Genomic DNA, 22,608 nt, shown 5'->3' on the forward strand with positions numbered 1-22,608 from the left:
GCCTCAGAGTCGACCGATCTCAGGCCTGGTCGTCGTTCTCGACGACGCGCTCGTGCTCGACGGTCACCACGCGGGCGTGCTTGCGCGCGACCCGGTCGAGGACGACCGCCACGATGCCGCCGAGTGCGATGCCGATCGGCACGGTCCACAGCAGCGCGAAGCCGAACACCTGCCCGGGAGGGTAGACGACCCCGAGCGCGGCAGACGGCTCGTACGAGCCGAGCAGGGTCAGGATGCCGGCGACGATGACACCCAGCACGACGCCCGTGACCATGAACACGCCGTAGCGCGGCACCGGCCGGATCGTCGCTTCGACCGTGGAGTGGCTGGGTGTGCTGGACATGCTCCCATTCTCCCACGCCGCACCTATGTCGTCGCGGGATTCTCTCCCCCTTGCCCCCTCCGTCATGGCGTCGAGGGCGCCGAGGGTGGGGGCGTCAGGGGCGCAGCGGCAGGAGGTCGGAGAGGTCGGCGCGGGTGCCGGAGGCCGTCACTCGGCCGGCGGCGACGGCATCCGACCACTGCTCGGCGCCCGTCGCCAGCGCGATCCAGGTCGCGGCGTCCATCTCGACCACGTTCGGCGGGGTGCCGCGGGTGTGCCGAGGGCCCTGCACGACCTGCACGGCGCCGAACGGCGGCACGCGCACCTCGACGCTGTTGCCCGGCGCCTTCTCGTCGAGAAGCTGCAGCAGGTACCGCACCGCCGTCGCGGTGACCGGACGAGCGGCGTCGCCCGCCGCGACAACGGCCAGAGCGTCGCGCCCTGCGGCGATGTCGATCCTGCGTGCGGGCATGCCCCCCAGGCTACGCCGTCGCAGCTCCGGAGTTCCGGCCATGCCGGCAGCCGGGATGCCGGGTTCGCCGCAGTCCGATCGGATTTCTCCGAGGTTGTGACGCTCGCCGCGCGTAGGCTCGAACCGATGACTGGATCCGGGGAAGAGATGCGCGGCGCTCGCGCCGAGCTGCTCGCGGCTGCGGCACGCGCGGGCGAGTGGACTCCCCGCTTTCCGAGGACGGTCGACGACGCCTGGCCGGCATCGGTGCTGATCCTGTTCGGCCGACTCGACAGCATCCCGGCCCGCACCGATCACGAGACGGTGCCCGACGACCTCGACGTGCTGCTGCAGCGCCGCGCTGCGACGCTGTCGTCGCACCCCGGTCAGGTCTCATTCCCGGGCGGCGGGTACGAAGATCAGGACGCCGACGCCATCGCGACCGCTCTGCGCGAGGCGCAGGAGGAGACCGGCCTCGACCCGGACGGGGTGGAGGTGCTGGCGGCGCTGCCGGAGATCCCGCTGGCGGTGAGCAGCTTTCTGGTCACGCCCGTGCTCGGCTGGTGGCGGAAGCCCTCGCGGGTCGCGGCGGTCGACCACGCCGAGACGGTCGAGGTCTTCCGGGTTCCGGTGGCACAGCTGCTCGATCCGGCCAGCCGGTTCACCTCGGTGCTGCGCCGGGACGGCTACACCTACAAGGGCCCGGCGTTCGACGTCGACGGGACGATCGTCTGGGGCTTCACCGCGGGCATCCTCGATGCCCTGTTCGATGCAACCGGCTGGGCGCAGCCGTGGGATTCGGCCGTCGAGCGACCCGTCGTCGTCTGAACTCTCGTCGTCGTCCGAGCGCCGTCATCGTCTGAGCGCGCGTGTGCCGCGCCGGTAGGCTGGCCGCATGAAGATCCTCGTCCTCGGCTCGGGCGCGCGCGAGCACGCGATCATCCTCTCCCTGCGGTCGGAACAGGCCGCGCACGAGATCTTCGCGGCGCCCGGAAACGCCGGAATCGCGCAGGACGCGACCCTCGTCGACCTCGACCAGCTCGATGGCGCCGCGATAGCCGCGTTCGCGAACGAGCACGGTGTCGACCTCGTGGTCGTCGGCCCCGAAGCGCCCCTGGTCGCCGGGGTGGCAGATGTGCTGCGCGAGCGCGGCATCCCCGTGTTCGGCCCCGGTCGCGCGGCCGCACAGCTTGAAGGCTCCAAGGCGTTCGCGAAGCGGGTCATGGATGCCGCTGGTGTGCCGACCGGTCGCGCGGTGCGTGCGGCGACCGCCGCCGAGGTGGAGGCGGCCTTCGACGAGCTCGGCGCCCCGCACGTGGTGAAGGCCGACGGACTGGCCGCCGGCAAGGGCGTCATCGTCACGGCTGATCGCGCCGAGGCGCTGGCGCACGCCGAGCACTATCTGCCCAGCGGACCCGTGCTCGTCGAGGAGTTCCTCACCGGCCCCGAGGTCTCCCTCTTCTTCCTCAGCGACGGCGACACCGTGCGCGCTCTCAGTCCCGCGCAGGACTTCAAGCGCGCGCTCGACGGCGACGGCGGCCCCAACACGGGCGGCATGGGCGCGTACTCGCCGCTCCCCTGGCTCGCCGACGACTACGGCAGCGTCGAGGCCTTCGTCGCGGAGGTGACCGAGACGGTCGCCGTGCCCGTGGTGCGTCAGCTCGACGCCGAGGGCACCCCGTTCATCGGCCTGCTCTACGCCGGCCTGATCCTCACCCCGTCAGGCGTGCGGGTCATCGAATTCAACGCGCGCTTCGGCGACCCCGAAACCCAGGTCGTGCTGCCGCGGCTGCGCACTCCCCTGTCGCGGCTGCTGCTCGCCGCGGCATCCGGCACGCTCGAGGACGAACCCCAGCCCGAGTTCAGCGACGAGGTCGCGATCACCGTGGTGCTGGCAAGCGAGGGCTACCCGGAGGCGCCGCAGACGGGGCGGATGATCGAGGGGCTCGCCGATGCGGCATCCGTCGACGGTGTCTCGATCGTGCACGCCGCGACCGGCGCTCCGGACGCCCCCGGCGGGTCGCTCATCGCGACCGGCGGGCGGGTGCTGAACGTCGTCGCGACCGGGTCGGATTTCGCGGATGCCCGCGCCCGGGCGTACGACGCGATCGGCCGCATCTCGCTCGACGGCGCTCACTACCGGCACGACATCGCCGCGCGCGTCGCCGAGTAGATCTCTGCGGCGCCGGCACACATGTCGGTCGGATGGACGGATGTCGGCGGAATCACCTGATTCCTGCCGACATCCGTGTTCCCCGCCGACATCCGTGCGAGCCGCGCGTCGCCGAGTAGCCGATCAGCGCGACTTCGGGCCGGTCAGCGCGCGCAGCGCGTAGAGGATCGTGGCCAGGTCGACCAGCTCCTGGATGAACGCGCCCGCCACGGCGGGGATGATGCCGGTCGCGGCGATCAGCATGAGCCCCACGCTGAGCACGATGCCGATCCAGATCGCCGCGTACGCGACGCGCAGCGTGTGTCGTCCGATGTCGACGGCGCGCAGCACAGGCAGCAGCGAGTCCTTCAGCACGACGGCGTCCGCCGCCTCACCGGCCGCCGTCGAGCCGCGCGCGCCCATCGCGACGCCGATGTCGGCCGCGGCCAGCACCGGTGCGTCGTTGACGCCGTCGCCGACCATCAGCAGGGGGCGCGGCGTCATCTCGGCGGCGAGTGACACCTTCTTGCCCGGCAGCAGCTCGGCATGCACCTCGTTCACACCCAGCGGTGCGGCGATCGCGGCGGCTGTCGCGTCCGCGTCGCCGGTGAGCATCACGATCCGCTCGATGCCCCGCTGTCGGAGGCCCTCGACGACCGCTGCGGCATCCGGACGCACGGCGTCGGCCAGCACCAGGACACCCGCGAAGCGCCCGTCGATGGCGACGTACGCGGCCAGCTGGCCCGACGCGAGTTCGGTGCGCCGGGTGTCGGGGGCGAGCGAAGCGACGTAAGCGGGCTTGCCGACCACCACGACGCGCCCCTCGATCGTCGCGGTGACGCCGTTGGTCGCGATCTCCTCGGCGTGCGCCGCGGGCGCGAGCCGCAGGCCCCGGTCGACGGCGGCGCGGCGCACTCCCTCGGCGAGGACGTGGCTGGAGTACTGCTCCGCGGATGCGGCCAGTCTCAGCACCTCGTCCGCGTCCACGCCGCCCGCCGCCCGCACCTCGATGAGCTCGGGTCGGCCCTGCGTCAGTGTGCCCGTCTTGTCGAACGCCGCCGAACGCACTCGCGCGAGCTGTTCGATGACGCCACCGCCCTTGACGATCACCCCCTCTTTCGCCGACCTCGAGAGACCACCGAGGAACGCCACGGGAGCGGCGATCAGCAGCGGGCACGGTGTCGCCAGCACGAGAACCTGCGCGAAACGCAGCGGGTCGCCGGCGATCCACCAGGCGATGCCCGCGATGAGCAGGGAGACCAGCGTGAACGGCACGGCGAAGCGGTCGGCCAGGCGCACCGTCGGTGCCTTGCTCTCCTGCGCCTCGTGCACCAGCGCGATGATCTGTTGATACTGGCTGTCGGCGCTGCGGCGCAGGACACGGATGCGCACCGCGTTCGATCCGTTCACCACCCCGGAGAGCACCTCGTCGCCGGCCTCGCGCGAGACGGGCACGCTCTCACCCGTCAGGGACGACTCGTCGAAGCTGGCGTGGGCGCTGAGCAGGACGCCGTCGACGGGGACGATCTCGGATGGGCGCACCAGCAGCTCCATGCCCTGCACGACCTCGTCCACCGGCACGTCGCGAGGCGCCGAGTCCACGGACTCGTCCAGGACGTGCGCCGTCTGCGGGGAGCGATCGAGCAGCGCGGTGAGGTCGCGCGCTGCACGGCGGGAGGCGTAGTCCTCGAGCGCCTCGCCGCCGGAGAGCATCAGCACGATCACCAGTGACGCGATGTACTCGCCCACCAGCAGGGTGGCGATCATGGCGATCAGAGCGAGGATGTCGAGGCCGAAGTGCGCGCGCAGGATGTCGCGCACCATGTCCCAGGCCGTGATCGCGATCACCGCGCCGACGACGAGGATGGCGATCCAGCGGGCGACCTCGTGGAGACCGGCGAGCGAGAGCAGCGCCACGACGACGGTGGCGATCATGCCGGCGGTGAGCAGGGGGTACCGCCGCGCGAGTCGCAGAAGCCTCATGATCACACTCTGCCCGACATCCGCGCCGGCGAAGCGTCAGAGGGCGATCCAGTACCGGCGCAGGCGGCTGCCGGATGCCTCGGCGCCCGGTTCGTCGATGACATCCTCGAGCGCGCCGCCGGCGCTCTCGATGGTGCGGTAGGAGCCGACGTTCGTGTCGTCGCAGGTGAGCATCACGCGGTCATAGCCCTGCGCGCGGGCCCGGTCGAGCACGAGGCCGAGGGCGGCACGGGCGATGCCCTGTCGACGGCGCGACGGGCGCACCGAGTATCCGATGTGTCCGCCGTGCTGTCGCAGCCAGGCGTTCAGCTCGCGGCGGAACGCGATGAAGCCGACGATCTCGCCGTCGTCGGCGATCCAGAAGTAGTCGCAGGCGACATGCCCGTCAGGCAGCGTGGCCGTCGGGTCGGCGTAGAACTCAGCCTTCTCGACGAAGGCGGCACACGCGTCGCGGTCGACGCGCTGACCACGCTCGAGTCCCGCCCCGTCGATGTGCACATCGCCGAAATCGGCGATCGTCTCCGACCAGGAGTCGAAGAGCGAGAGGGATGGGGATGCGAGCGAGATCGTCATCCCGCCATCCCATCATGCGCGGGCGTCGCGTTCAGCCGCGGCGCACGAAGTACCAGTTCGCCCCGAACCAGCTGATCACCAGGGCGAAGTACAGGGCGATGGCTGTCCACCGCGAGACCGGGTCGGTGTCGACGACGGCGTGCACGACCAGCTGCACCGTGCACAGCACGAGCGCGACGACGCCGACGGCGGCGAGCCCCTTCGTGGCCGCCGTGCGGTCGCGCTCATCGGCGTACTCCAGCGCGTTCACGCGCTCGAGGTCGCCCGACGTGCCGCGGCGGGCGAAGATCGCGCCGAGCGCACCGCCGATCGCGCCCATCAGCAGCGTCACCGCAGCGATCGTCTGACCGAGCACGAAGCAGACCAGCGCACCCACCGCCAGCACCGCCACCAGCACGGTGTTGGTGCGCGACATGGGCCAGCGGCGGCGCGCAGGCTCGACTGCAGCGTCGTCATGAGTCGACATCGAAGACCTCCTCAACGGTCGAGCCGAAGTGCCGAGCCAGATGCACGGCGAGTATCAGCGAGGGGTCGTATCGGCCGGTCTCGATCGCATTGATGGTCTGGCGGGAGACCCCGACCGCGGTCGCGAGCGCCTGCTGCGAGAGACCGCGTGCGGTTCTCAGCTCTTTGACCCTGCTCTGCACGCTTCAAAGGTAGGCCGCCGACATCGCAATGTAAAGCCGACTTGACAGCGCGGAGTGATGTCAAGCATGCTTGTCATGTCAAACACGCTTTACACATCCGGAGGCCATCATGCAGGACGCACTCGTCGACTTCACCCAGTCCCTTCCCCTGTGGCTGCAGTGGGCCGGGGTGATGCTCGCCGCGGCGATCCCGTTCATCGAGTCCTACTTCGGCACGCTCATCGGTGCGATCGCGGGGGTGCCGCTCCCGATCGCCGTGCTCGCCGCCGTCGTCGGCAACGTGATCTCCATGCTGGTCTTCGTCTTCATCGCCTCCGCCGCCCGGCAGAAGGTGCTCGCCCGACGCGGTGCGGATGCCGCGACGGATGCCCCTTCGCCGCGACGCGAGAAGGTGAAGCGCATGTTCGACCGGTTCGGTGTTCCCGGGGTCAGTCTGCTCGGTCAGACCGTGCTGCCGAGCCAGATCACCTCGGGGATGATGGTGTCGTTCGGCGCGAGCCGCAACGCGGTGATCGTCTGGCAGATCATCTCGATCATCATCTGGGCGATCATCTTCGCACTCATCGGCCAGGCGGGCATCGCCCTCTTCCGCTGAGTCGGATGCACGGCGCGCCCCGGCGCCGCCACGTCAGTGCTCGGGCTGCGCCTCATCCACCCGGTGGCGCCGGAGGAAGAGTGCGGCGACGAGTGCGATGGCCAGCACGCAGGCCGGCAGCAGCATCGCCTGCGCCATGCCCGCCGAGAAGCCCTCCGCGATCTGCGAGGGCATCCCGCCGTCACCGGCGAGGCCCGCAGGAGCCTCGGACAGACCCGGCAGGTTCGCTTCGAGCCGCGACTGCATGAAGGCGGCGATGGCGGCCGAGCCGACCACCGAGCCGATCGTGCGCGTGGTGTTGTAGATGCCCGCGCCCGCACCGGCCTGGCGGGGTGGCAGGTTGCGGGTCGCCGTGGTGGCCAGCGGCCCCCACATGCCCGCGTTGCCGATGCCGAGCACGGCCGACGGCAGCAGGAACATCCAGGTCGGGGTGTCCATGTTCATCAACGACGCGTTCCACAGCTGTCCGCCCGCGACGCAGAGCAGCCCGGGGATGAGGATCCACCGCGGGTCGACCCGGTCGAGCAGCCTGCCCGCCGCCGGCGCGAGCACGCCCGAGAGCACCGCCATCGGGATCATCAGCAGCGCCGCCTCGGTCGGCGACAGGCCCCGGGCGAGCTGCAGGAAGAACATGAACGGCAGCGACATGCCGGTCACCGCGAACCCGACGACAGCGATCGCCGCGTTCGACCCCGAGAAGTTGCGATCGCGGAACAGCTCCAGCGGCACCAGCGGCTCGGTCTTGGTCACCGCCTGCTGCACGATGAACAGCACCAGCACGATCACGCCCGCGATGATCAGACCCCACACCGAGATGGGACCGACGATCGTGCCCCAGTCGTAGGCCTCGCCCTCCTGCAGTCCGAACACGATGAGGAACAGGGCGAGCGCGCTGAGCACGACGCCGACGAGATCGAAGCGGTGCGGATGCGTCTCGAGCTTCGGCACGAGCATCCAGGCCAGCACGAATCCGACGATCCCGACCGGGATGTTGACGAAGAAGATCGCCTCCCACCCGAACGCGTCGACCAGCACGCCGCCCAGCAGCGGGCCGACCAGCGTGGCGACGCCCGCGGTCGCACCCCACAGCCCCATCGCCGCGCCTCGCCGCTGCGGCGGGAAGGTGCGGGTGATGACGGCCATGGTCTGCGGCGTCATGAACGCGGCGCCCAGGCCCTGCGCTGCGCGTGCGGCGATGAGTCCGTCGAGGCTGGTCGACAGGCCGCACCACAGTGACGCCAGCGTGAAGATGGCGAGACCGATCAGGTAGATGTTCTTCGGCCCGAACCGGTCGCCGAGGCGACCCGTGATCAGCAGCGGAACGGCGTAGGCGAGCAGGTACGCGCTCGTCACCCACACGACGTTGTCGAGGTTGTTCGTGTCGGGGTCGAGCGCCGCCTTGATGGCGGGGTTCGCGACCGAGACGATGGTCGTGTCGACGAGCAGCATGAAGAAGCCGATGACCAGCGCCCACAGCGCGGGCCACGGGCTGCGGGTCGCGGTGCGGGGCATCTCAGTCGAAGTCACCCGGCAACGCTACTCCTCCCCGCCGACATCGGCGCCTCGCGTGATGGGAAGATGGGTGCGTGAGCGAAGCACAGAGCATCCCCGGCTGGCGGCACCTCTACTCGGGCAAGGTCCGCGACCTGTATGCCTCGGAGGATCCGGCCGACACCCGCATCCTCGTCGTGGCGAGCGACCGGGTGAGCGCTTTCGACCACGTGCTCTCGCCCGGCATCCCGCACAAGGGCGAGCTGCTCACCCAGCTGAGCGACTGGTGGTTCGAGCAGCTCTCCGACGTGCCGAACCACCTCGCCGAGGGCGAGATCCCGGATGCCGTGGCCGGCCGCGCCATGCTGGCAATGGCGCTCGAGATCCTGCCGATCGAGTGCGTCGTGCGCGGGTACATCACGGGCACCGGCTGGGCGGAGTACGTCGAGCACGGCACGGTCTGCGGCATCCCGCTGCCGGCCGGCCTCTCAAACGGCGACCGCCTGCCCGAGCCCCTCTTCACCCCGGCCTACAAGGCGCCGCTCGGCGAGCACGACGAGAACATCACCTTCGAGCGGGTCGTCGAGCTGGTCGGCGCCGAGCGCGCGGCGCAGCTGCGCGACGCCTCGCTGTCGCTGTACCGGCGCGCCTCGGCGATCGCCGAGCAGAAGGGCCTGATCCTCGCCGACACGAAGTTCGAGTTCGGGGTCGACGGCGAGGGCACGCTGCGCCTGGCCGACGAGGTGCTCACCAGCGACTCGTCGCGCTACTGGGATGCCGAGGCATGGAACTCCGGCACGACTCCCGAGGAGCGGATGGCGAGCTTCGACAAGCAGATCGTGCGCGACTGGCTCGCCGCGAACTGGGACAAGCAGGGCGAGCCGCCCGCGCTGCCCGACGAGATCGTCGAGCAGACCGCCGACCGCTATCGCGAGCTCATCGGTCGCCTGAAGGGCTGACCCCGGGCGCGCCACCCCACCTGCCCCCACTTCGTCGCACGACGGATGCCGGGCATCCGGGACGGTAGTGTTTCCTCGGCCCTGATCCCGACTCCCGAGGAGCCCCCATGCCGCTGTGGAAGATCCACGGCAACGGTCGCACCGTCGCGCCCGGCGCCGTCGTCCGCCCCGAAGAGCGCCTGAACTGGCCGGCGACCATCGCGATCGGCGTGCAGCACGTCGTCGCCATGTTCGGTGCGACGTTCCTCGTTCCCATCCTCACCGGCTTCCCCGTGCCGACGACGCTGCTGTTCAGCGGCATCGGCACGATCCTGTTCCTGCTGGTCACCCGCAACAAGCTGCCCAGCTACCTCGGCTCGTCGTTCGCGTTCATCGCGCCGGTCACCGCCGCGACGGCATCGGCGGGCATGGGCTCCGCGCTGGCCGGCATCGTCGCGGTCGGCGTGCTGCTGGCGCTCATCGGCGTCGTCGTGCACACAGTCGGCGTGCACTGGGTCGACCGCTTCCTGCCTCCGGTGCTCGCCGGCACGATCGTGGCGCTGATCGGGTTCAACCTCGCGGGCGCGGCGCGCGGCAACTACGAGCAGGCGCCGATCACGGCGACCTTCACCCTCGCGATCACGATCCTGTTCGCCGTGGTGTTCCGCGGCTTCCTCGGCCGCATCTCGATCTTCCTGGGCGTCATCGCGGGGTACGTCTTCGCGGGCATCCGGGGCGAGCTCGACTTCAGCAAGGTCGAGGCGGCCGACTGGATCGGCTTCCCGACCTTCCACCTGCCCGACTTCGCGACCCCGGGAACCTGGTCGGCTATGGCCATGTTCCTGCCCGTCGTGCTGGTGCTGATCGCCGAGAACGTCGGCCACGTGCGGGGAGTCGCCACCATGGTCGAAGATCCGTCGATCAACAAGCAGACGGGCAAGGCCCTCATCGCCGACGGCATCTCGACCTCGCTCGCCGGCTTCTTCGGCGGCTCGGGAACCACCACGTACGGCGAGAACATCGGCGTCATGGCATCCACCCGCGTCTACTCGACCGCGGCCTACTGGGTCGCCGGCGTCACCGCCATCCTGCTCAGCATGTCGCCGAAGTTCGGCGCCGTGATCAACTCGGTGCCGGCCGGCGTGCTCGGCGGCGTGACCACTGCCCTGTACGGCCTGATCGGCGTCATCGGCATCAAGATCTGGGTCGACAACCGCGTCGACTTCTCCCGCCCGGTGAACCAGTACACCGCCGCGGTGGGGCTGATCGTCGCCGTCGGCGGGTTCATGATCAAGGATCCGGAATCGGGCTTCGAGCTGGGCGGCATCGTGCTCGCCACCGTCGGCGCGATCCTCATCTACCACCTGGGCAACCTCATCGCGCGGCTGCGCGGCTCGGGCGCCGACGACCCGAAGCCCCTCGCCGGCGTCGGCGCGCCCGGCGGCGACCCCGCCTGACGCTCGGCGGCGGATCGCCTCGTCACCCGCATCTGTCAAGGCCCCAGCCGGCCATCCGATCGGGCGATAGCGTCTGCGCATGCTCGATGTATCCGGTCTCGCAGATCTCGCCCGCAGCCGCCACCTGCGCGTGGCGGTGGCCGAGTCGCTCACCTCGGGGGCGCTGGCCAGCGCCGTCGGCGGTGGCGAAGGCGCCAGCACCTGGTTCGGCGGCGGCATCGTCGCGTACCTGCCCGAGGTGAAGGAGCGGGTGCTCGGCTTCCCCGCCGATCGGGATCCGACCTCTGCGGAATGCGCCGAGCAGCTGGCCCGCGCGGCCCGCGAGCTGTTCGACGCCGACGTCTGCGTCTCAACGACGGGCGTCGGCGGTCCGGATGCGGAGGACGGGCATCCGGCAGGCGAGGTCTACATCGGCTGGGCGACCCGCGACGAGGTCGGGAACCGTCGGCTGGCGCTGGACGGCGCCCCGGAGGACGTGCTCGATGCGACGATCGAGGCGGCCGTGCAGCTGCTGACCTCTCACGCCGGCCGGGTGCACGGCACAACCGATCACTGATCGAACGGCCGCGACACGACACGGAACCGGACGCGAACTCCGGGCGGCAGCTGGCCGGCCAGATCGCGCGCGGCATCGGTGAGCGCGCCGATGACGGGGTACCCGCCGGTGGTCGGATGGTCGGGCAGGAACATCACGGGCTGACCGTCCCCCGGCACCTGGATCGCCCCGTCGACCGCGCCCTCGCTGGGCAGCTCGTCTCGGATCGCCCGCTGCAGCGGCCGTTCGCCGTGCAGCCGGATGCCCACTCTGTCGGAACGCGGCGTCACCAACCACTCCTGCGCGCTCAGCGTGCGCACGGAGTCCGGCGTGAACCAGTGCTCGCGAGGGCCGAGCGTGACGTCGAGCACGACGAGATCGCCCGGTGCCGGCAGCTCGCGCGGCAGCCGCGCAGGCTCGACCGCGAACGGGGCCGTGCCTCCGACCGGCACCACGTCGCCCGGCTGCAGGGGCGCGGGGCCGATGCCCGAGAGGGTGTCGGTCGCTTGGCTGCCCAGGTGCTCGGGCATCCGGATGCCGCCGCGCACACCGATCGCGAACCGCAGTCCGCACGAGGGCGCGCCGATCTGCAGCTCGTCGCCGTCGTCCACGGCGAACGGGATGCCGTGACCGACAGTGCGGGCACGGCCGTCCGCACCGGTGACCGTCAGCTCGGCGACGGCACCGGTGACCGCTGCGACGCCGTCACCGTGGAATCGCAGCGCCGCCAGGCCGATCCCCTCCAGCACGGCGCTGCCGGAGGCGTTCCCGACCGCCCGGTTCGCGTCGCGCAGGGCGACGCGGTCGGCGGCCCCGGAGGCGGGCACTCCCAGCTCCGCGAGGCCGGGACGACCGCGATCCTGCACGAGCAGCTGCAGGCCAGGGTTCACCACCACGAGCGCGGAGGTCGGAACCCTCGGAGCATCCGGCCCGGCATCCGCGTGTCGCAGCCCCACACCCCGCTCCGCGGCCGACGCATCCGACATTCCCGACACACCCGGCATCACCCCCGGCACGCCGCTCGGCCCGGCGTCGCGCTCGGCGACGGTGAACCGCACCACGGTTCCGGGCGACAGCAGCGCCGGCGGGTCACGATGAACGTCCCACAGCACGGCATCCGTGGTGCCGATCAGCTGCCATCCGCCCGGGCTCTCGCGCGGATACACGCCGCTGAACCGACCGGCGAGCGCGACCGAACCCGCCGGCACGCGCGTGCGCGGAGAGACCCGGCGCGGCACGTCGAACAGCGGATCGTCGCAGACGAGGTACCCGAACCCGGGAGCGAAGCCCGAGAAGGCGACCGTCCAGCGCGCGGCGCCGTGCCGCCGGATGACCTCCTGCGCAGAGACGCCGAGCTGCGTCGCCACCTCGGTCAGGTCGTCGCCCTCGTACCGCACCGGCACGGTCACCTCCGCTCCGGATGCCGGTGGCGCGGCGTCTGCGTCGGTCGCGATGAGCACGCGGGCCAGCCGCGCCGCCGAGGTGACCAGCGGGTCGAAGCGCACCAGCACGGTGCGCGCGCCCGGCACCCGCTCGAGCACGCCCGACACCCCGGCCCACGCCCGGTGCATCCGCATCGCCTCGTCGAGGTCGGCGCATTCGACGAGCACCGCTCGATCCGAGGCCGTCAGCACGCGCATGCATCCCCCTCGTTCAGACCGAGACGAACGGGGCGATGTCGTGACCGGCGTGCTGCAGCATCCGTCTCGTCTCGGCCGCCATCGCGACCGCCCCCGGGCTGTCGCCGTGAACGCAGATCGACTGGACGTCGATGCGCACATCCGTGCCGTCGACGGCGCGCACGACGCCCGACTCGGCAAGACGCACCATCCGCTCCGCGACGTCAGACGCGTCGTGCAGCACGGCGCCGGGCTGCGTGCGCGGCACCAGGGCTCCGTCGGGCAGGTATCCGCGGTCGGCGAACGCCTCGGCCGCGACCGACAGCCCGGCACGGGCCGCGACGTCGAGCACCGCGCCTCCGGCGAGGCCCAGCAGCACCAGATCGGGCGAGACCGCCCGCACGGCCGCGACCACCGCTCGCGCCTGGCGCTCGTCGCGGGCGATCGTGTTGTACAGCGCACCGTGCGGCTTCACGTACGCCACCCGCCCGCCGACGGCCCCGGCGAGCGCCATGAGCGCGCCGAGCTGGTATTCGACCTCGGCCTGCAGCGTTCTCGAGTCGGGGTCGCGCGCCGTGCGCCCGAAGTTCTCGCGGTCGGGATAGGACGGATGCGCCCCGATCACCACGCCGCCCGCCACGGCCGCGGCGAGCGTCGCGCGGATGCCTTCGATGCTGCCGGCGTGGAACCCGCACGACACGTTCGCGCTCGTCACGATCCGAAGCATCGCGGCGTCGTCGCTCACGATCCGGTCCGGGCTGTTCTCGCCGAGATCGGAGTTCAGGTCGAGGGATGCCATGGCTCGGATGCTACCGACGATCGGACGAGCGCGAGCGGACCGGTCAGACCGCGGGCGCCGACCCACGCACGATCAGCTCGGTCGGCAGTATCGTCAGCGCGTCCGGCCGTCGCCCGGCCAGCAGGTCGATCACCATGCCGCCGAGCATCTCCCCCTGCGTGAACATGGGCTGGCGGACGCTGGTGAGGTCGGACGCCGCGGCGAGCGGCGAGTCGTCGAAGCCGATGATCGCGACGTCTTCGGGCACCCGGAGTGCCGCCGACCCCAGCACGCCGATGGCCCCGCGGGCCATCAGATCGCTCGCCACGAAGATCGCGTCGGGGCGCTCGTCGCGCTGCAGCAGCCTGCGCGCGGCCTCTGCGCCGCCCTGCTCGCTGAAGTCGCCGTCGACCTCTCCGAAGGACTGCAGACCGGCATCCGCCAGCGCTGCGAGAAAGCCGTCGCGGCGGTCGACGCTCACCGACATCGACATGGTGCCGGTGATGGTGGCGATCCGCCGACGGCCGATGGCGATGAGATGCTCGGTCGCGGCGCGCGCGGCGGCCTCGTTGTCGACGTCGACGATGATGTCGCTGTCGCGAACCGTCGCCGGTCGTCCGCCGAACACCACCGGGACGGCCTCGGCGATGCGCTCGACGAACGAGTCGCTCGCATGATGCGAGACGATGATCGCGGCATCCACTCCGCCGTTGCGCACGAAACGCGTCATCTTGCCATCGGGATCGTCGCTGGCGATGAGCAGGTTGAGGATGTACTCCGACTCCGCCAGGCGCGAGCCGATGCCGGCGACGACGGATGCCAGGAACGGATCACCGAAGAAGCGCGTGGTGTCCTCTGGCACCACCAGCCCGATCGCGTGCGTCTGCCTGCTGGCCAGCGACCTGGCGGCGCGGTTGGGTGCGTACCCGAGCTCGGCGATCGCGGCCTGCACGGCGGCGAGCGCCTCGGCGCTGACCGCCGTCGAGCCGTTCACGACGCGCGACACGGTCGATCGGGAGACCCCGGCGCGGGCGGCGACCTCTTCGATCGTGGAGCGGGGCATCGGGCGTCCTTGCGGGATGGTCTCAGGCCGACGGGGCGACTCAGATCGCGCGGTCGGCGATGATGCGAGCGTACTCCCGGCCGCTCGGCTTGAGGGTGCGCTGCTGCGTCTCGTAGTCGACGCGCACGATGCCGAAGCGCTTGGCGTAGCCCCACGCCCACTCGAAGTTGTCCATCAGCGACCAGTAGAAGTAGCCGCGCACGTCGACGCCCTGCTCGATCGCGTCGAGCGTGGCCGCGACGTGCGCCCGCAGGAACTCGGTGCGCTCGACGTCGGCGACCTCGCCGTCGGGGCTCACCTCGTCGTCGTAGGCCGCACCGTTCTCGGTGACGTACAGGGGCACGTCGCCCGAGTAGTCGTTCGCCACGTGCACGAGCAGGCGGGTGAGGCCTTCGGGCTGCACCTCCCAGCCCATCCCGGTGCGCGGCAGGCCGCGCTCGACCCAGTGGATGCCCTCTTTCGACGGGAACGGCGAGCGCGTCTCGCGCTGCTGCCCCTCGGTCTGGTGCGGGTCGCCGCCGCCGGGCTGCGGATGCCCCGACAGCAGCTCCCCGTGGTAGTAGTTCACGCCCAGCGCGTCGAGCGGTGTCGAGATCACCTCGAGGTCACCGGGCTGCACGGCCGCCTGCCACTCGGCGATCGCGGCGGGATCCACCTCGCGGATGTCGCGGACGATGTCGGCCGGGTACTCGCCGTGGAAGAGCGGGCTGAGGAACCAGCCGTTGAACTGCCCGTCGACGCGACGGGCCGCGTCGACGTCGACCGGGTCGTCGACGTCGGCGGGGTCGGCGACGGTGAGGTTGAGGGTGATGCCGAGGTCGAGCGAGGCATCGCGCTCGCGCAGCGCCTGCACGGCGCGACCGTGCGAGAGCAGCAGGTGGTGGGAGGCGAGCAGTCCGTCGCGGATGCTCGTGCGGCCCGGTGCGTGCACACCTGCGGTGTAGGAGAGGAACGACGAGCACCACGGCTCGTTCATGGTGGTCCAGTGCTGCACGCGGTCGCCGAGGGCGTCGTGCACGCTGAGCGCGTAGTCGGTGAACCGCTCGACGATGTCGCGGCTGGTCCAGCCGCCCTGCTCTTCGAGCGCCTGCGGCATGTCCCAATGGTGCAGCGTGAGCCAGGGCACGATGTCGGCCTCGAGCAGCTCGTCGACGAGGCGGCTGTAGAAGTCCAGGCCGGCGGCGTTGACCGGACCGCCATCGGGGCGCACGCGCGACCACGAGGTCGAGAACCGGTACGTCTGCAGCCCGAGCTGCTTCATCAGCGCGACGTCGTCGGCGTGCCGGTGGTAGTGATCGCAGGCGACGTCGCCGTTCTCAGCCCCCACGACAGCACCGGGAACACGGGCGAAGGCATCCCAGATGGATGCCGTGCGACCGTCTTCGAAGGCCGCTCCCTCGATCTGGTAGGCGGCGGTGGCGGCGCCGAAGAGGAAGCCCTCGGGAAAGGATCGCGTCATGAGGACAATGATGCCACGACTGACGTGGGAGCGCTCCCACCATGTCGCCCGCAAGCCGGTTCGGTACCCTTGACCGGTGAATCCCGAACTGGCCCGCGCCGAGTCCCTGATCGCGTCGATCGCCGATTACCCGCAGCCGGGCATCCTGTTCCGCGACATCGCACCGCTGCTCGCGGACGCGGGGGCACTGCGCGCGACGACCGAGGCGCTCGTCGCCCCCTTCGCCGGATCCTTCGACGTGGTCGCGGGCATCGAGGCGCGCGGATTCATCCTCGCCGGCGCCGCCGCGATCGCCGCCGGCGTCGGGTTCGCCCCGATCCGCAAGGCCGGCAAGCTGCCACGCCCGGCGGCGGCCGTCGACTACGCCCTCGAGTACGGCACGGCCACAGTCGAGATGCACGACGACCTGCCTTCCGGCACGCGCATCCTGCTCATCGACGACGTGCTCGCCACGGGCGGCACTCTCGCCGCCGGCCGCGAGATCGTCGAGAGCCTCGGCTACGTTGTCGCGGGCATCAGCGTGCTGTTCGAGATCGAGGGTCTCGGCGGTCGCGACGTCATCGGCGACCTGCACACCGTCTTCCGCTCCGCCTGAGCGGCGCCTCTCACTCGTTGCGCTCCGATTGGTGCGCGCGGCGTCCGCCGACCTCCTCGGGCAGCTGATCGATCGGCACGATGACGATGTCCTGCACCTTCCAGTCCAGGTCGAGGCAGGCATTGCGAGCCTCCATCAGATCCTTCAGCTTCGGTGTGCGTCCCCGGTGCGGCACGACGAACGACTCCACGTGCAGCACGTGGCCCTGGTCGCGCACCCGCGATCCGACCTGCTCGGTCCACGGCAGTCGGCGCAGCAGCTCGTCGATCTCGCCGGTCAGGGGATGCACCCGCCCGTCGTCGAACGTCGTCGCGGCGGTGTCCATCAGGTCGGTGATCGCCGCCCGCATGTTGCGGATGCCGTCCCAGAGGATGCTGCCCGCGATGAGCAGCGCCGCCACGGCATCCGTCCACCACCATCCGATGCCGATGCCGAGCACGCCGACGATGGATCCGACGGCAGTCTGCCAGTCGGCCTTGTTCATGTCGGCATCGGCGTAGAGCACCTTGTCGTGCAGCTCTTTCGCGAGGCGCATCTTCACCCGGCCGAAGTAGATCGGAAGCGGTATGGTGAGCGCCATCACGATGACCATCAGCCAGCCCAGCCAGATCGGCTGCCCGAACAGCACGACCGTGCCGATGGGCGGATGCTCGCCCCCGATCAGACCGGTGAGCGAGTCGATGATGAGGAACGCGCCCATGGCCATCAGCGCCACCGCAGCCACGAGGTGCGCCACGCCGACCGCGCGGTGGAAGCCGTACGGATAGCGTCCGCTGGGCGGCCGGTTGACGATGCGCACCGCGATGAGGAAGGCGATCGGCGGGGCGAGCGAGAGCAGATCCTCGATCCAGGCAGCTTTCATCGCCTGTGAGCTGCCCATCACCAGATAGACCATCGTGATGGCCACGGCGAGGAAGATCAGCGTGTACCACTCGAAGCGGATCGCCTTGCGCAGCGCCTGCTCCTGCCGCGGGGGCAGCTCGGCGCGCCCGAACCGGGTGGTCATGATCCGACCTCCTCGTGCAGGAACGTCTCGAGCTCGGTGAGCAGGGCGTTCTCGCCCATCCGCACGATCATCACGTGCTTCTGCGTGCCGTGCTCCGTGCTGCGCTCGGCGTACGGCCGCGTCACCGCGCCGCGATCGGTCCACGGCGTGTCGTCGAGGAAACCGCCGACGACCACATCGAGCTCGCCGCGCTCGAGCGCCGTGAGCAGATCGGCCTCGCTGCCCGTCGTCCACTCCACCGTGGCGTCGAGCTGCTCGGCGAACTCCTGAACCAGCTCGGGCTCGGAGCCGGTCGGCTCCCCGTCGTCGTGCACGTCGACCCAGGGCGGCTGCTCGGTGGCGCCCGCGCGCAGGGTGCCGCCCTCGATCCGCTCGATGCTGCCGTGCGGATCAGCGGGGATCCGCAGCCCGCAGCCCGTCAGCGCGACGAGCAGCACAAGCGCTGCCGCACCCGTAATCCGTCGTCTTCTCATAGCGCCGACCATAGCGAGGCGCCTGGGCGGCGACCACTTTCAGGCGCACCCTTGACAACGTTCAGGCCGCGCTTTCTCGCCCCGACTCACGCGGCATGGAGTGCGGCCGCATCGCCTAGAATCGGGGGTATGCCCACCATCGTCGTCGACGTCATGCCCAAGGCCGAACTGCTCGACCCGCAGGGGAAGGCCGTCTCAGGCGCCTTCGCCCGCCTGGGCGTCGAGAGCTTCAGCCAGGTCCGCATCGGTAAGCGCTTCGAGCTCACCGTCGACGGCGAGGTGACCGACGACGTGCTCGCCGAGGCGCGGCGCCTGGCAGAGGACGTGCTGTCGAACTCCGTCATCGAGGATGTCGTGGGAGTCGAGGTCGCGCCGTGAGCGTGCGCATCGGCGTCATCACCTTCCCGGGCTCGCTCGACGACCGCGATGCCCAGCGCGCGGTGCGCATCGCGGGCGCCGAGCCCGTCGCCCTGTGGCACGGCTCGCACGATCTGGAGGGCGTGGACGCGCTGGTGCTGCCCGGCGGGTTCAGCTATGGCGACTACCTCCGCTCGGGTGCGATCGCGGCACTCTCGCCGATCATGGCCGAGGTGAAGGACGCCGCGGCGAAGGGGATGCCCGTGCTGGGCATCTGCAACGGCTTCCAGATGCTCGTCGAGGCGCACCTGCTGCCCGGCGGCCTGATCCGCAACGACCACCAGCACTTCGTGCGCCGCGACCAGCGCCTGATCGTCGAGAACGCCGACACCGCGTGGACCAGCGCCTTCACGGCGGGCCAGGAGATCGTCATCCCGCTGAAGAACGGCGAGGGCGGCTACATCGCCGCCGATGACACCCTCGACCGGCTCGAGGGCGAGGGACGCGTCGCGTTCCGCTATGCCGGTGTCAACCCGAACGGGTCGCTGCGCGACATCGCGGGAATCACGAACGAGCGCGGCAACGTGGTCGGCCTCATGCCGCACCCCGAGCACGCGACCGAGGCCGGCTTCGGCCCCGACACCCGCGCCGCGATGCGCTCCGGCGTCGACGGACTCGGCTTCTTCGAGAGCGCCGTCGCCGCCGTCGCACGCGTCGCCGCGTAGGGCGGACCTCCCGCGGGCTCGCGCGGGTCAGCGGGTTGCAGGTCAGAGCGCTTGCGCCGACTGCCAGAGGGCTTCGGGCGGCCACGCCCCGATGATCAGCGCCATCACGACGACGGTGAGCAGCTCGTGCCCGATGTTGAGCGTGGTGAGCCGGGTCGAGCGCCCTTCGAACGCATCGTGCGTGATGAAGCGGGCGGCGGTGAAGCCGGCCCACAGCGTCACCGACGTGACGACGGATGCCCATAGGTACGAGCCCTCGTAGAAGTGCCAGGCGATCGTCGCCGCACCCGCGAGCACCCAGGCGGTCACGAAGCTCATCAGCACCGTCGTGATCATCGGCCACAGGGGCCGTCGGGACGGATGCTCGAGGTCGACGCCCGCGAGGCGAGCCCAGCGCTCGCCCATCACTCCCCTCGCGTACCAGACCGCTCCGATCAGCATGCTCGATGCGGTAGCGACCACCACCGCCCAGTAGTTGATCTCGGGAACCATGACGCCTCCTCGCTCGGTTGCGGTCAGGATACTCCCGGCCCGCGACCCGGCGAGGCGAGGCGAGTTCAGCCGCGCATGGCGACGCCGTGGCGCCAGTACCCCATGAACGCCACCTGTGCGCGGTCGACCCCGATGTCCTTGACGAGGTGACGGCGCAGCGTGGTCACCACTCCGCTCTCGCCGGCGATCCAGAAATACCGGTCGGCGGGAGCGTGCGTCGCGGCGATCTGCTCGCCGAGGCTGGAGTACGCCGGCGTCTCCCAGAGAAGGTCCTCGGTGTCGACATCGCGCACGTCGACGTGCGTGTGCGCGTCGCCGAGATGGCTGAGCACCGCCGGGATGAGCGCCGATCCGTGCGCGTCGCCGTCGGCGCGGGGCAGCCAGGTGATCTCCACGCCCGCGGGTGCTGCGATCTCGAGCACGTCGGCCGGCTCGGGCACCTCGATGAACGCGGTGCCCCGCAGGTCGCGCGGAGCGTCTTCGAGGATGCGCGCGATCGCCGGTGCCGCCGTCTCGTCACCGGCGAGCAGCACCGAGCGCGCTTCGCCGGGTGCGAACTCCGCGCCGCCGTGCTCGCGGGCCGACACCCCGCGGCGGGGGCCGACGATGAAGATCGGCTGCCCCACGCATGCGTCGGCCGCCCACTGCGAGGCCGGGCCGGTGAGGCCGGGGCTCAGGTGCAGCACGAAGTCGATGACGATCTCGGTGCCCTCATTCGTCACGGTCAGCTCACGCACCGAGTAGGTGCGCATCGACCCTCTCTCTCCCTCCGGAACGGCGAGGTACGACCCCCACCAGTCGTCGCCGTCACGGTCGATCGGCGGCACCGCATCCGGCCGGGGCGGGAAGATCAGCTTGATGCGAGAGTCGAACGTGTCGCCCGGGGTGCCGAGCTCGTCGAGGTCATCGCCGCCGAGGGTGATCCGCACGAAGTTCGGCGAGACGCGCTCGACAGCGCGCACCTCGGCGAGCGCCAGCAGGTAGGTGGGCCGGGTCTTCGTCGTGGTGTCAGCGGACATGATGCCTCCCGATGGGCGTGACCATCGGCTTGCCCGAGACGGGGTCGACGGTGATCTGATTGGCGAGGCCGAAGACCTCCTGGACGAGTTCTGCGGTGACGATCTCTTCCGGGGCGCCGACGGCGTGCACCCGGCCGTCCTTCATGGCCACCAGCTCGTCGCTGTACCGGGCGGCGAGGTTGAGGTCGTGCAGCACCATCACGATGGTGGTGCCGCGCGAGGCGCTCAGGTCGGTGAGCAGATCGAGCACCTCGACCTGGTGGGCGACGTCGAGGAACGTGGTCGGCTCGTCGAGCAGCAGGATGTCGGTCTGCTGCGCGAGCGCCATCGCGATCCACACCCGCTGGCGCTGACCGCCCGACAGCTCGTCCACGCTGCGATCGGCGAGATCGCTGATGCCGGTCGCATCGAGCGCATCGGCGACGACCGCGTAGTCCTGAGCGCTCCAGCGCGCGAGCATCCGCTGATGCGGGTGTCGCCCCCGCCCCACGAGGTCGGCCACCGCGATCCCCTCAGGCGCGACGGGCGACTGCGGCAGCAGCCCGAGAACGCGCGCGACCTCCTTCGACGGGCGCGCGTGCACCGAGGTGCCGTCGAGAACGATCCGACCGCCGGCGGGGCTGAGCAGGCGCGCCAGCGCCCGAAGCAGGGTCGATTTGCCGCATCCGTTCGCCCCGACGATCGAGGTGATGCGGCCGGGCGCGATCGACAGGTCGAGCCCCTCGATCACCGTGCGGTCGCCGTACGCGAGCGTGACGGATTCGGCCGCGAGAGTGTGCGCCGCGGTCACAGGGAGCCTCCCGAGCGGTTGGTGCGGATGAGCAGGTAGATGAGGAAGGGCGCGCCGAGCACGCCGGTGACGACCCCGACCGGATAGCGGGCACCGAGGGCGAACTGGGCGAGCAGGTCGCTGCCGAGCACGAGTGCCGCGCCGACGAAGGCGCTGGGCAGCAGCAGGTTCGCGCCAGGGCCGGTGATGCGCGCGGCGATCGGCCCCGCCATGAACGCGGCGAAGGCGATGGGTCCGGCGGCGGCGGTGGCGAAGGCGAGCAGCGCGACCGCCCCGAGGATGAACAGCATGCGCGTCGCGTTGACGCGCACCCCGAGGCCGGCGGCGGAGTCGTCGCCCAGCTGCATGGCACCGAGCGAGCGCCCCTGCGACAGCATCAACGGCATCACGATCGCGGCGGCGATCGCCATCGGCAGCACGCGCTCCCACGAGGCGTTGTTGAGGCTGCCGCTGAGCCACTGCATGGCGGTCTGGATGTCCCAGCTCGCCGCGCGCGAGAGAAGGTACGAGATCACGCTCTGCAGCACCGCGGCGACCCCGATGCCGATGAGGATCAGCCGGGTGCCCGCGAAGCCGCCTCTGATCGAGAGGGCGTAAATCGACGCGGCCGTGGCGAGCGCGCCGCCGAGTGCGAGCAGCGACACCGCCGGGCCGTCGAGTGAGAGCACGATGATGCCGATCACCGCTGCGGCACCGGCGCCGTGCGAGATGCCGATGATGTCGGGCGAGGCGAGCGGATTGCGCAGCAGCGTCTGGAACGTCACGCCAGCCGTCCCGAAGCCGAGCCCGGTCAGCACCGCCAGCACGGCCCGGGGCAGCCGCAGCTCGCCCACCGTGAACGAGGCCCCCGGCACCGATTCGCCGAGCACGACCCGCACGATCTGATCGGGAGTGTAGAACCGGTCGCCGACCATGAGCGCGACAGCGAAGAGCACGCACACCAGAGCGCCCAGCAGGATCGTGGCGACGGCGTGGCGACGGTGGCGCGCGCGGCGGCCGGCGATGATGCGCACGACGCGCTGCGCGCCGGTGTCGGCCGGCCGCTCGAGCGTGTGCGCGGTCGGGATGCTGGTCTCGATCGGGGCATG

Annotated in this window: 26 protein-coding genes; 9 read left to right on the forward strand and 17 right to left on the reverse strand. The window is 70.9% G+C overall.

Annotated elements, in window-relative coordinates; genetic code table 11:
* Nucleotides 1-19: 19 nt before the first annotated feature.
* Complete coding sequence (locus V2S04_RS07985) at nt 20-343, reverse strand: potassium transporter Trk (protein WP_313366308.1); 324 nt, start codon at nt 341-343, stop codon at nt 20-22.
* 94 nt (nt 344-437) lie between these two features.
* Complete coding sequence (locus tag V2S04_RS07990) at nt 438-794, reverse strand: sterol carrier family protein (protein ID WP_413637982.1); 357 nt, start codon at nt 792-794, stop codon at nt 438-440.
* Nucleotides 795-920: 126 nt separating this feature from the next.
* On the opposite strand from V2S04_RS07990, the gene V2S04_RS07995 reads away from it, so the two are divergent.
* Nucleotides 921-1,601 (forward strand): NUDIX hydrolase, encoded by a 681-nt coding sequence (locus V2S04_RS07995; protein ID WP_413637983.1) that lies wholly within the window; start codon nt 921-923, stop codon nt 1,599-1,601.
* 67 nt (nt 1,602-1,668) lie between these two features.
* Nucleotides 1,669-2,946 carry a phosphoribosylamine--glycine ligase gene (gene purD / locus V2S04_RS08000; protein WP_413637985.1) on the forward strand — a complete coding sequence of 426 codons (1,278 nt, stop codon included), beginning with the start codon at nt 1,669-1,671 and terminating at the stop codon, nt 2,944-2,946.
* A gap of 123 nt (nt 2,947-3,069) precedes the next feature.
* Here the strand turns inward: purD and V2S04_RS08005 are convergent, their stop codons facing one another.
* The 4 genes from V2S04_RS08005 to V2S04_RS08020 are packed head-to-tail and all read right to left on the reverse strand — an operon-like array spanning nt 3,070 to nt 6,128.
* Complete coding sequence (locus V2S04_RS08005) at nt 3,070-4,908, reverse strand: heavy metal translocating P-type ATPase (protein WP_413637987.1); 1,839 nt, start codon at nt 4,906-4,908, stop codon at nt 3,070-3,072.
* A gap of 36 nt (nt 4,909-4,944) precedes the next feature.
* Nucleotides 4,945-5,481: a GNAT family N-acetyltransferase gene (locus tag V2S04_RS08010; RefSeq protein WP_413637989.1), complete on the reverse strand. Its 537-nt coding sequence runs from the start codon at nt 5,479-5,481 to the stop codon at nt 4,945-4,947.
* A 31-nt stretch (nt 5,482-5,512) separates the two neighbouring features.
* Nucleotides 5,513-5,947 (reverse strand): hypothetical protein, encoded by a 435-nt coding sequence (locus tag V2S04_RS08015; protein ID WP_413637990.1) that lies wholly within the window; start codon nt 5,945-5,947, stop codon nt 5,513-5,515.
* On the reverse strand, nt 5,934-6,128 hold the full coding sequence (locus tag V2S04_RS08020) for a helix-turn-helix transcriptional regulator (protein WP_271638758.1): 195 nt from the start codon (nt 6,126-6,128) through the stop codon (nt 5,934-5,936). Before V2S04_RS08020 ends, V2S04_RS08015 begins: the two co-directional genes overlap by 14 nt.
* A gap of 109 nt (nt 6,129-6,237) precedes the next feature.
* Here V2S04_RS08020 and V2S04_RS08025 point away from each other — a divergent pair, with 109 nt between their 5' ends.
* Nucleotides 6,238-6,723: a hypothetical protein gene (locus tag V2S04_RS08025; RefSeq protein WP_413637991.1), complete on the forward strand. Its 486-nt coding sequence runs from the start codon at nt 6,238-6,240 to the stop codon at nt 6,721-6,723.
* A gap of 33 nt (nt 6,724-6,756) precedes the next feature.
* Here the strand turns inward: V2S04_RS08025 and V2S04_RS08030 are convergent, their stop codons facing one another.
* Nucleotides 6,757-8,235 carry a DHA2 family efflux MFS transporter permease subunit gene (locus tag V2S04_RS08030; protein WP_413638123.1) on the reverse strand — a complete coding sequence of 493 codons (1,479 nt, stop codon included), beginning with the start codon at nt 8,233-8,235 and terminating at the stop codon, nt 6,757-6,759.
* Between the two features lie 74 nt (nt 8,236-8,309).
* Between V2S04_RS08030 and V2S04_RS08035 the strand changes: the two genes are divergently transcribed.
* The 3 genes from V2S04_RS08035 (at nt 8,310) to V2S04_RS08045 (ending at nt 11,165) form a co-directional block, all read left to right on the forward strand.
* Nucleotides 8,310-9,173: a phosphoribosylaminoimidazolesuccinocarboxamide synthase gene (locus tag V2S04_RS08035; RefSeq protein WP_413637992.1), complete on the forward strand. Its 864-nt coding sequence runs from the start codon at nt 8,310-8,312 to the stop codon at nt 9,171-9,173.
* 107 nt (nt 9,174-9,280) lie between these two features.
* On the forward strand, nt 9,281-10,609 hold the full coding sequence (locus V2S04_RS08040; RefSeq protein WP_099196106.1) for a uracil-xanthine permease family protein: 1,329 nt from the start codon (nt 9,281-9,283) through the stop codon (nt 10,607-10,609).
* Between the two features lie 79 nt (nt 10,610-10,688).
* Nucleotides 10,689-11,165: a CinA family protein gene (locus V2S04_RS08045; protein WP_413637994.1), complete on the forward strand. Its 477-nt coding sequence runs from the start codon at nt 10,689-10,691 to the stop codon at nt 11,163-11,165.
* Here the strand turns inward: V2S04_RS08045 and V2S04_RS08050 are convergent.
* Genes V2S04_RS08050 through V2S04_RS08065 form a run of 4 tightly spaced genes read right to left on the reverse strand, consistent with a single transcriptional unit; the run spans nt 11,159 to nt 16,063 of the window.
* Nucleotides 11,159-12,784, reverse strand: coding sequence for a carboxyltransferase domain-containing protein (locus V2S04_RS08050; RefSeq protein WP_413637995.1), 1,626 nt, complete (start codon nt 12,782-12,784; stop codon nt 11,159-11,161). The two genes, V2S04_RS08045 and V2S04_RS08050, sit on opposite strands and share 7 nt — an antisense overlap.
* 13 nt (nt 12,785-12,797) lie before the next feature.
* A complete protein-coding gene (locus tag V2S04_RS08055; protein WP_413637996.1) occupies nt 12,798-13,562 on the reverse strand; it encodes a LamB/YcsF family protein in 765 nt (254 codons plus the stop codon).
* Nucleotides 13,563-13,605: 43 nt separating this feature from the next.
* Complete coding sequence (locus V2S04_RS08060; protein ID WP_413637997.1) at nt 13,606-14,604, reverse strand: LacI family DNA-binding transcriptional regulator; 999 nt, start codon at nt 14,602-14,604, stop codon at nt 13,606-13,608.
* Nucleotides 14,605-14,644: 40 nt separating this feature from the next.
* Nucleotides 14,645-16,063, reverse strand: a complete 1,419-nt coding sequence (locus V2S04_RS08065) for a GH1 family beta-glucosidase (RefSeq protein ID WP_413637998.1) — start codon at nt 16,061-16,063, stop codon at nt 14,645-14,647.
* Between the two features lie 76 nt (nt 16,064-16,139).
* On the opposite strand from V2S04_RS08065, the gene V2S04_RS08070 reads away from it, so the two are divergent.
* Entirely contained in the window at nt 16,140-16,658 is a 519-nt protein-coding gene (locus tag V2S04_RS08070) for an adenine phosphoribosyltransferase (protein WP_413637999.1), read from the forward strand.
* A 10-nt stretch (nt 16,659-16,668) separates the two neighbouring features.
* Here the strand turns inward: V2S04_RS08070 and V2S04_RS08075 are convergent, their stop codons facing one another.
* Nucleotides 16,669-17,664: a cation diffusion facilitator family transporter gene (locus V2S04_RS08075; RefSeq protein ID WP_413638000.1), complete on the reverse strand. Its 996-nt coding sequence runs from the start codon at nt 17,662-17,664 to the stop codon at nt 16,669-16,671.
* On the reverse strand, nt 17,661-18,137 hold the full coding sequence (locus tag V2S04_RS08080; RefSeq protein WP_413638001.1) for a substrate-binding periplasmic protein: 477 nt from the start codon (nt 18,135-18,137) through the stop codon (nt 17,661-17,663). Before V2S04_RS08080 ends, V2S04_RS08075 begins: the two co-directional genes overlap by 4 nt.
* 129 nt (nt 18,138-18,266) lie before the next feature.
* On the opposite strand from V2S04_RS08080, the gene purS reads away from it, so the two are divergent.
* Nucleotides 18,267-18,515 (forward strand): phosphoribosylformylglycinamidine synthase subunit PurS, encoded by a 249-nt coding sequence (gene purS / locus V2S04_RS08085; protein WP_099196545.1) that lies wholly within the window; start codon nt 18,267-18,269, stop codon nt 18,513-18,515.
* Complete coding sequence (purQ, locus tag V2S04_RS08090) at nt 18,512-19,219, forward strand: phosphoribosylformylglycinamidine synthase subunit PurQ (protein WP_099196546.1); 708 nt, start codon at nt 18,512-18,514, stop codon at nt 19,217-19,219. Before purS ends, purQ begins: the two co-directional genes overlap by 4 nt.
* 42 nt (nt 19,220-19,261) lie before the next feature.
* Here purQ and V2S04_RS08095 read toward each other — a convergent pair whose 3' ends face one another.
* The 4 genes from V2S04_RS08095 to V2S04_RS08110 all read right to left on the reverse strand — a co-directional run bounded on the left by V2S04_RS08095 (nt 19,262) and on the right by V2S04_RS08110 (nt 22,587).
* Complete coding sequence (locus V2S04_RS08095; protein WP_413638002.1) at nt 19,262-19,711, reverse strand: DUF1761 domain-containing protein; 450 nt, start codon at nt 19,709-19,711, stop codon at nt 19,262-19,264.
* Between the two features lie 65 nt (nt 19,712-19,776).
* A complete protein-coding gene (locus V2S04_RS08100; RefSeq protein ID WP_413638004.1) occupies nt 19,777-20,730 on the reverse strand; it encodes a siderophore-interacting protein in 954 nt (317 codons plus the stop codon).
* Nucleotides 20,720-21,520 (reverse strand): ABC transporter ATP-binding protein, encoded by an 801-nt coding sequence (locus tag V2S04_RS08105; protein WP_413638005.1) that lies wholly within the window; start codon nt 21,518-21,520, stop codon nt 20,720-20,722. The genes V2S04_RS08100 and V2S04_RS08105 overlap by 11 nt, the downstream gene beginning before the upstream one ends.
* Nucleotides 21,517-22,587 (reverse strand): FecCD family ABC transporter permease, encoded by a 1,071-nt coding sequence (locus V2S04_RS08110; RefSeq protein WP_413638124.1) that lies wholly within the window; start codon nt 22,585-22,587, stop codon nt 21,517-21,519. The genes V2S04_RS08105 and V2S04_RS08110 overlap by 4 nt, the downstream gene beginning before the upstream one ends.
* Nucleotides 22,588-22,608: the final 21 nt, after the last annotated feature.

The organism is Microbacterium sp. OR21 (assembly GCF_047306785.1).
GTDB lineage: Bacteria > Actinomycetota > Actinomycetes > Actinomycetales > Microbacteriaceae > Microbacterium > Microbacterium esteraromaticum_E.

What these genes read in the sequence shown, in the direction of transcription:
- V2S04_RS07985 (WP_313366308.1), bottom strand. Translation starts at nt 343, where the DNA reads ATGTCCAGCACACCCAGCCACTCCACGGTCGAAGCGACGATCCGGCCG.
- V2S04_RS07990 (WP_413637982.1), bottom strand. Translation starts at nt 794, where the DNA reads ATGCCCGCACGCAGGATCGACATCGCCGCAGGGCGCGACGCTCTGGCC.
- V2S04_RS07995 (WP_413637983.1), top strand. Translation starts at nt 921, where the DNA reads ATGACTGGATCCGGGGAAGAGATGCGCGGCGCTCGCGCCGAGCTGCTC.
- purD (WP_413637985.1), top strand. Translation starts at nt 1,669, where the DNA reads ATGAAGATCCTCGTCCTCGGCTCGGGCGCGCGCGAGCACGCGATCATC.
- V2S04_RS08005 (WP_413637987.1), bottom strand. Translation starts at nt 4,908, where the DNA reads ATGAGGCTTCTGCGACTCGCGCGGCGGTACCCCCTGCTCACCGCCGGC.
- V2S04_RS08010 (WP_413637989.1), bottom strand. Translation starts at nt 5,481, where the DNA reads ATGACGATCTCGCTCGCATCCCCATCCCTCTCGCTCTTCGACTCCTGG.
- V2S04_RS08015 (WP_413637990.1), bottom strand. Translation starts at nt 5,947, where the DNA reads ATGTCGACTCATGACGACGCTGCAGTCGAGCCTGCGCGCCGCCGCTGG.
- V2S04_RS08025 (WP_413637991.1), top strand. Translation starts at nt 6,238, where the DNA reads ATGCAGGACGCACTCGTCGACTTCACCCAGTCCCTTCCCCTGTGGCTG.
- V2S04_RS08030 (WP_413638123.1), bottom strand. Translation starts at nt 8,235, where the DNA reads ATGCCCCGCACCGCGACCCGCAGCCCGTGGCCCGCGCTGTGGGCGCTG.
- V2S04_RS08040 (WP_099196106.1), top strand. Translation starts at nt 9,281, where the DNA reads ATGCCGCTGTGGAAGATCCACGGCAACGGTCGCACCGTCGCGCCCGGC.
- V2S04_RS08045 (WP_413637994.1), top strand. Translation starts at nt 10,689, where the DNA reads ATGCTCGATGTATCCGGTCTCGCAGATCTCGCCCGCAGCCGCCACCTG.
- V2S04_RS08050 (WP_413637995.1), bottom strand. Translation starts at nt 12,784, where the DNA reads ATGCGCGTGCTGACGGCCTCGGATCGAGCGGTGCTCGTCGAATGCGCC.
- V2S04_RS08055 (WP_413637996.1), bottom strand. Translation starts at nt 13,562, where the DNA reads ATGGCATCCCTCGACCTGAACTCCGATCTCGGCGAGAACAGCCCGGAC.
- V2S04_RS08060 (WP_413637997.1), bottom strand. Translation starts at nt 14,604, where the DNA reads ATGCCCCGCTCCACGATCGAAGAGGTCGCCGCCCGCGCCGGGGTCTCC.
- V2S04_RS08065 (WP_413637998.1), bottom strand. Translation starts at nt 16,063, where the DNA reads ATGACGCGATCCTTTCCCGAGGGCTTCCTCTTCGGCGCCGCCACCGCC.
- V2S04_RS08075 (WP_413638000.1), bottom strand. Translation starts at nt 17,664, where the DNA reads ATGACCACCCGGTTCGGGCGCGCCGAGCTGCCCCCGCGGCAGGAGCAG.
- V2S04_RS08080 (WP_413638001.1), bottom strand. Translation starts at nt 18,137, where the DNA reads ATGAGAAGACGACGGATTACGGGTGCGGCAGCGCTTGTGCTGCTCGTC.
- purS (WP_099196545.1), top strand. Translation starts at nt 18,267, where the DNA reads ATGCCCACCATCGTCGTCGACGTCATGCCCAAGGCCGAACTGCTCGAC.
- V2S04_RS08095 (WP_413638002.1), bottom strand. Translation starts at nt 19,711, where the DNA reads ATGGTTCCCGAGATCAACTACTGGGCGGTGGTGGTCGCTACCGCATCG.
- V2S04_RS08100 (WP_413638004.1), bottom strand. Translation starts at nt 20,730, where the DNA reads ATGTCCGCTGACACCACGACGAAGACCCGGCCCACCTACCTGCTGGCG.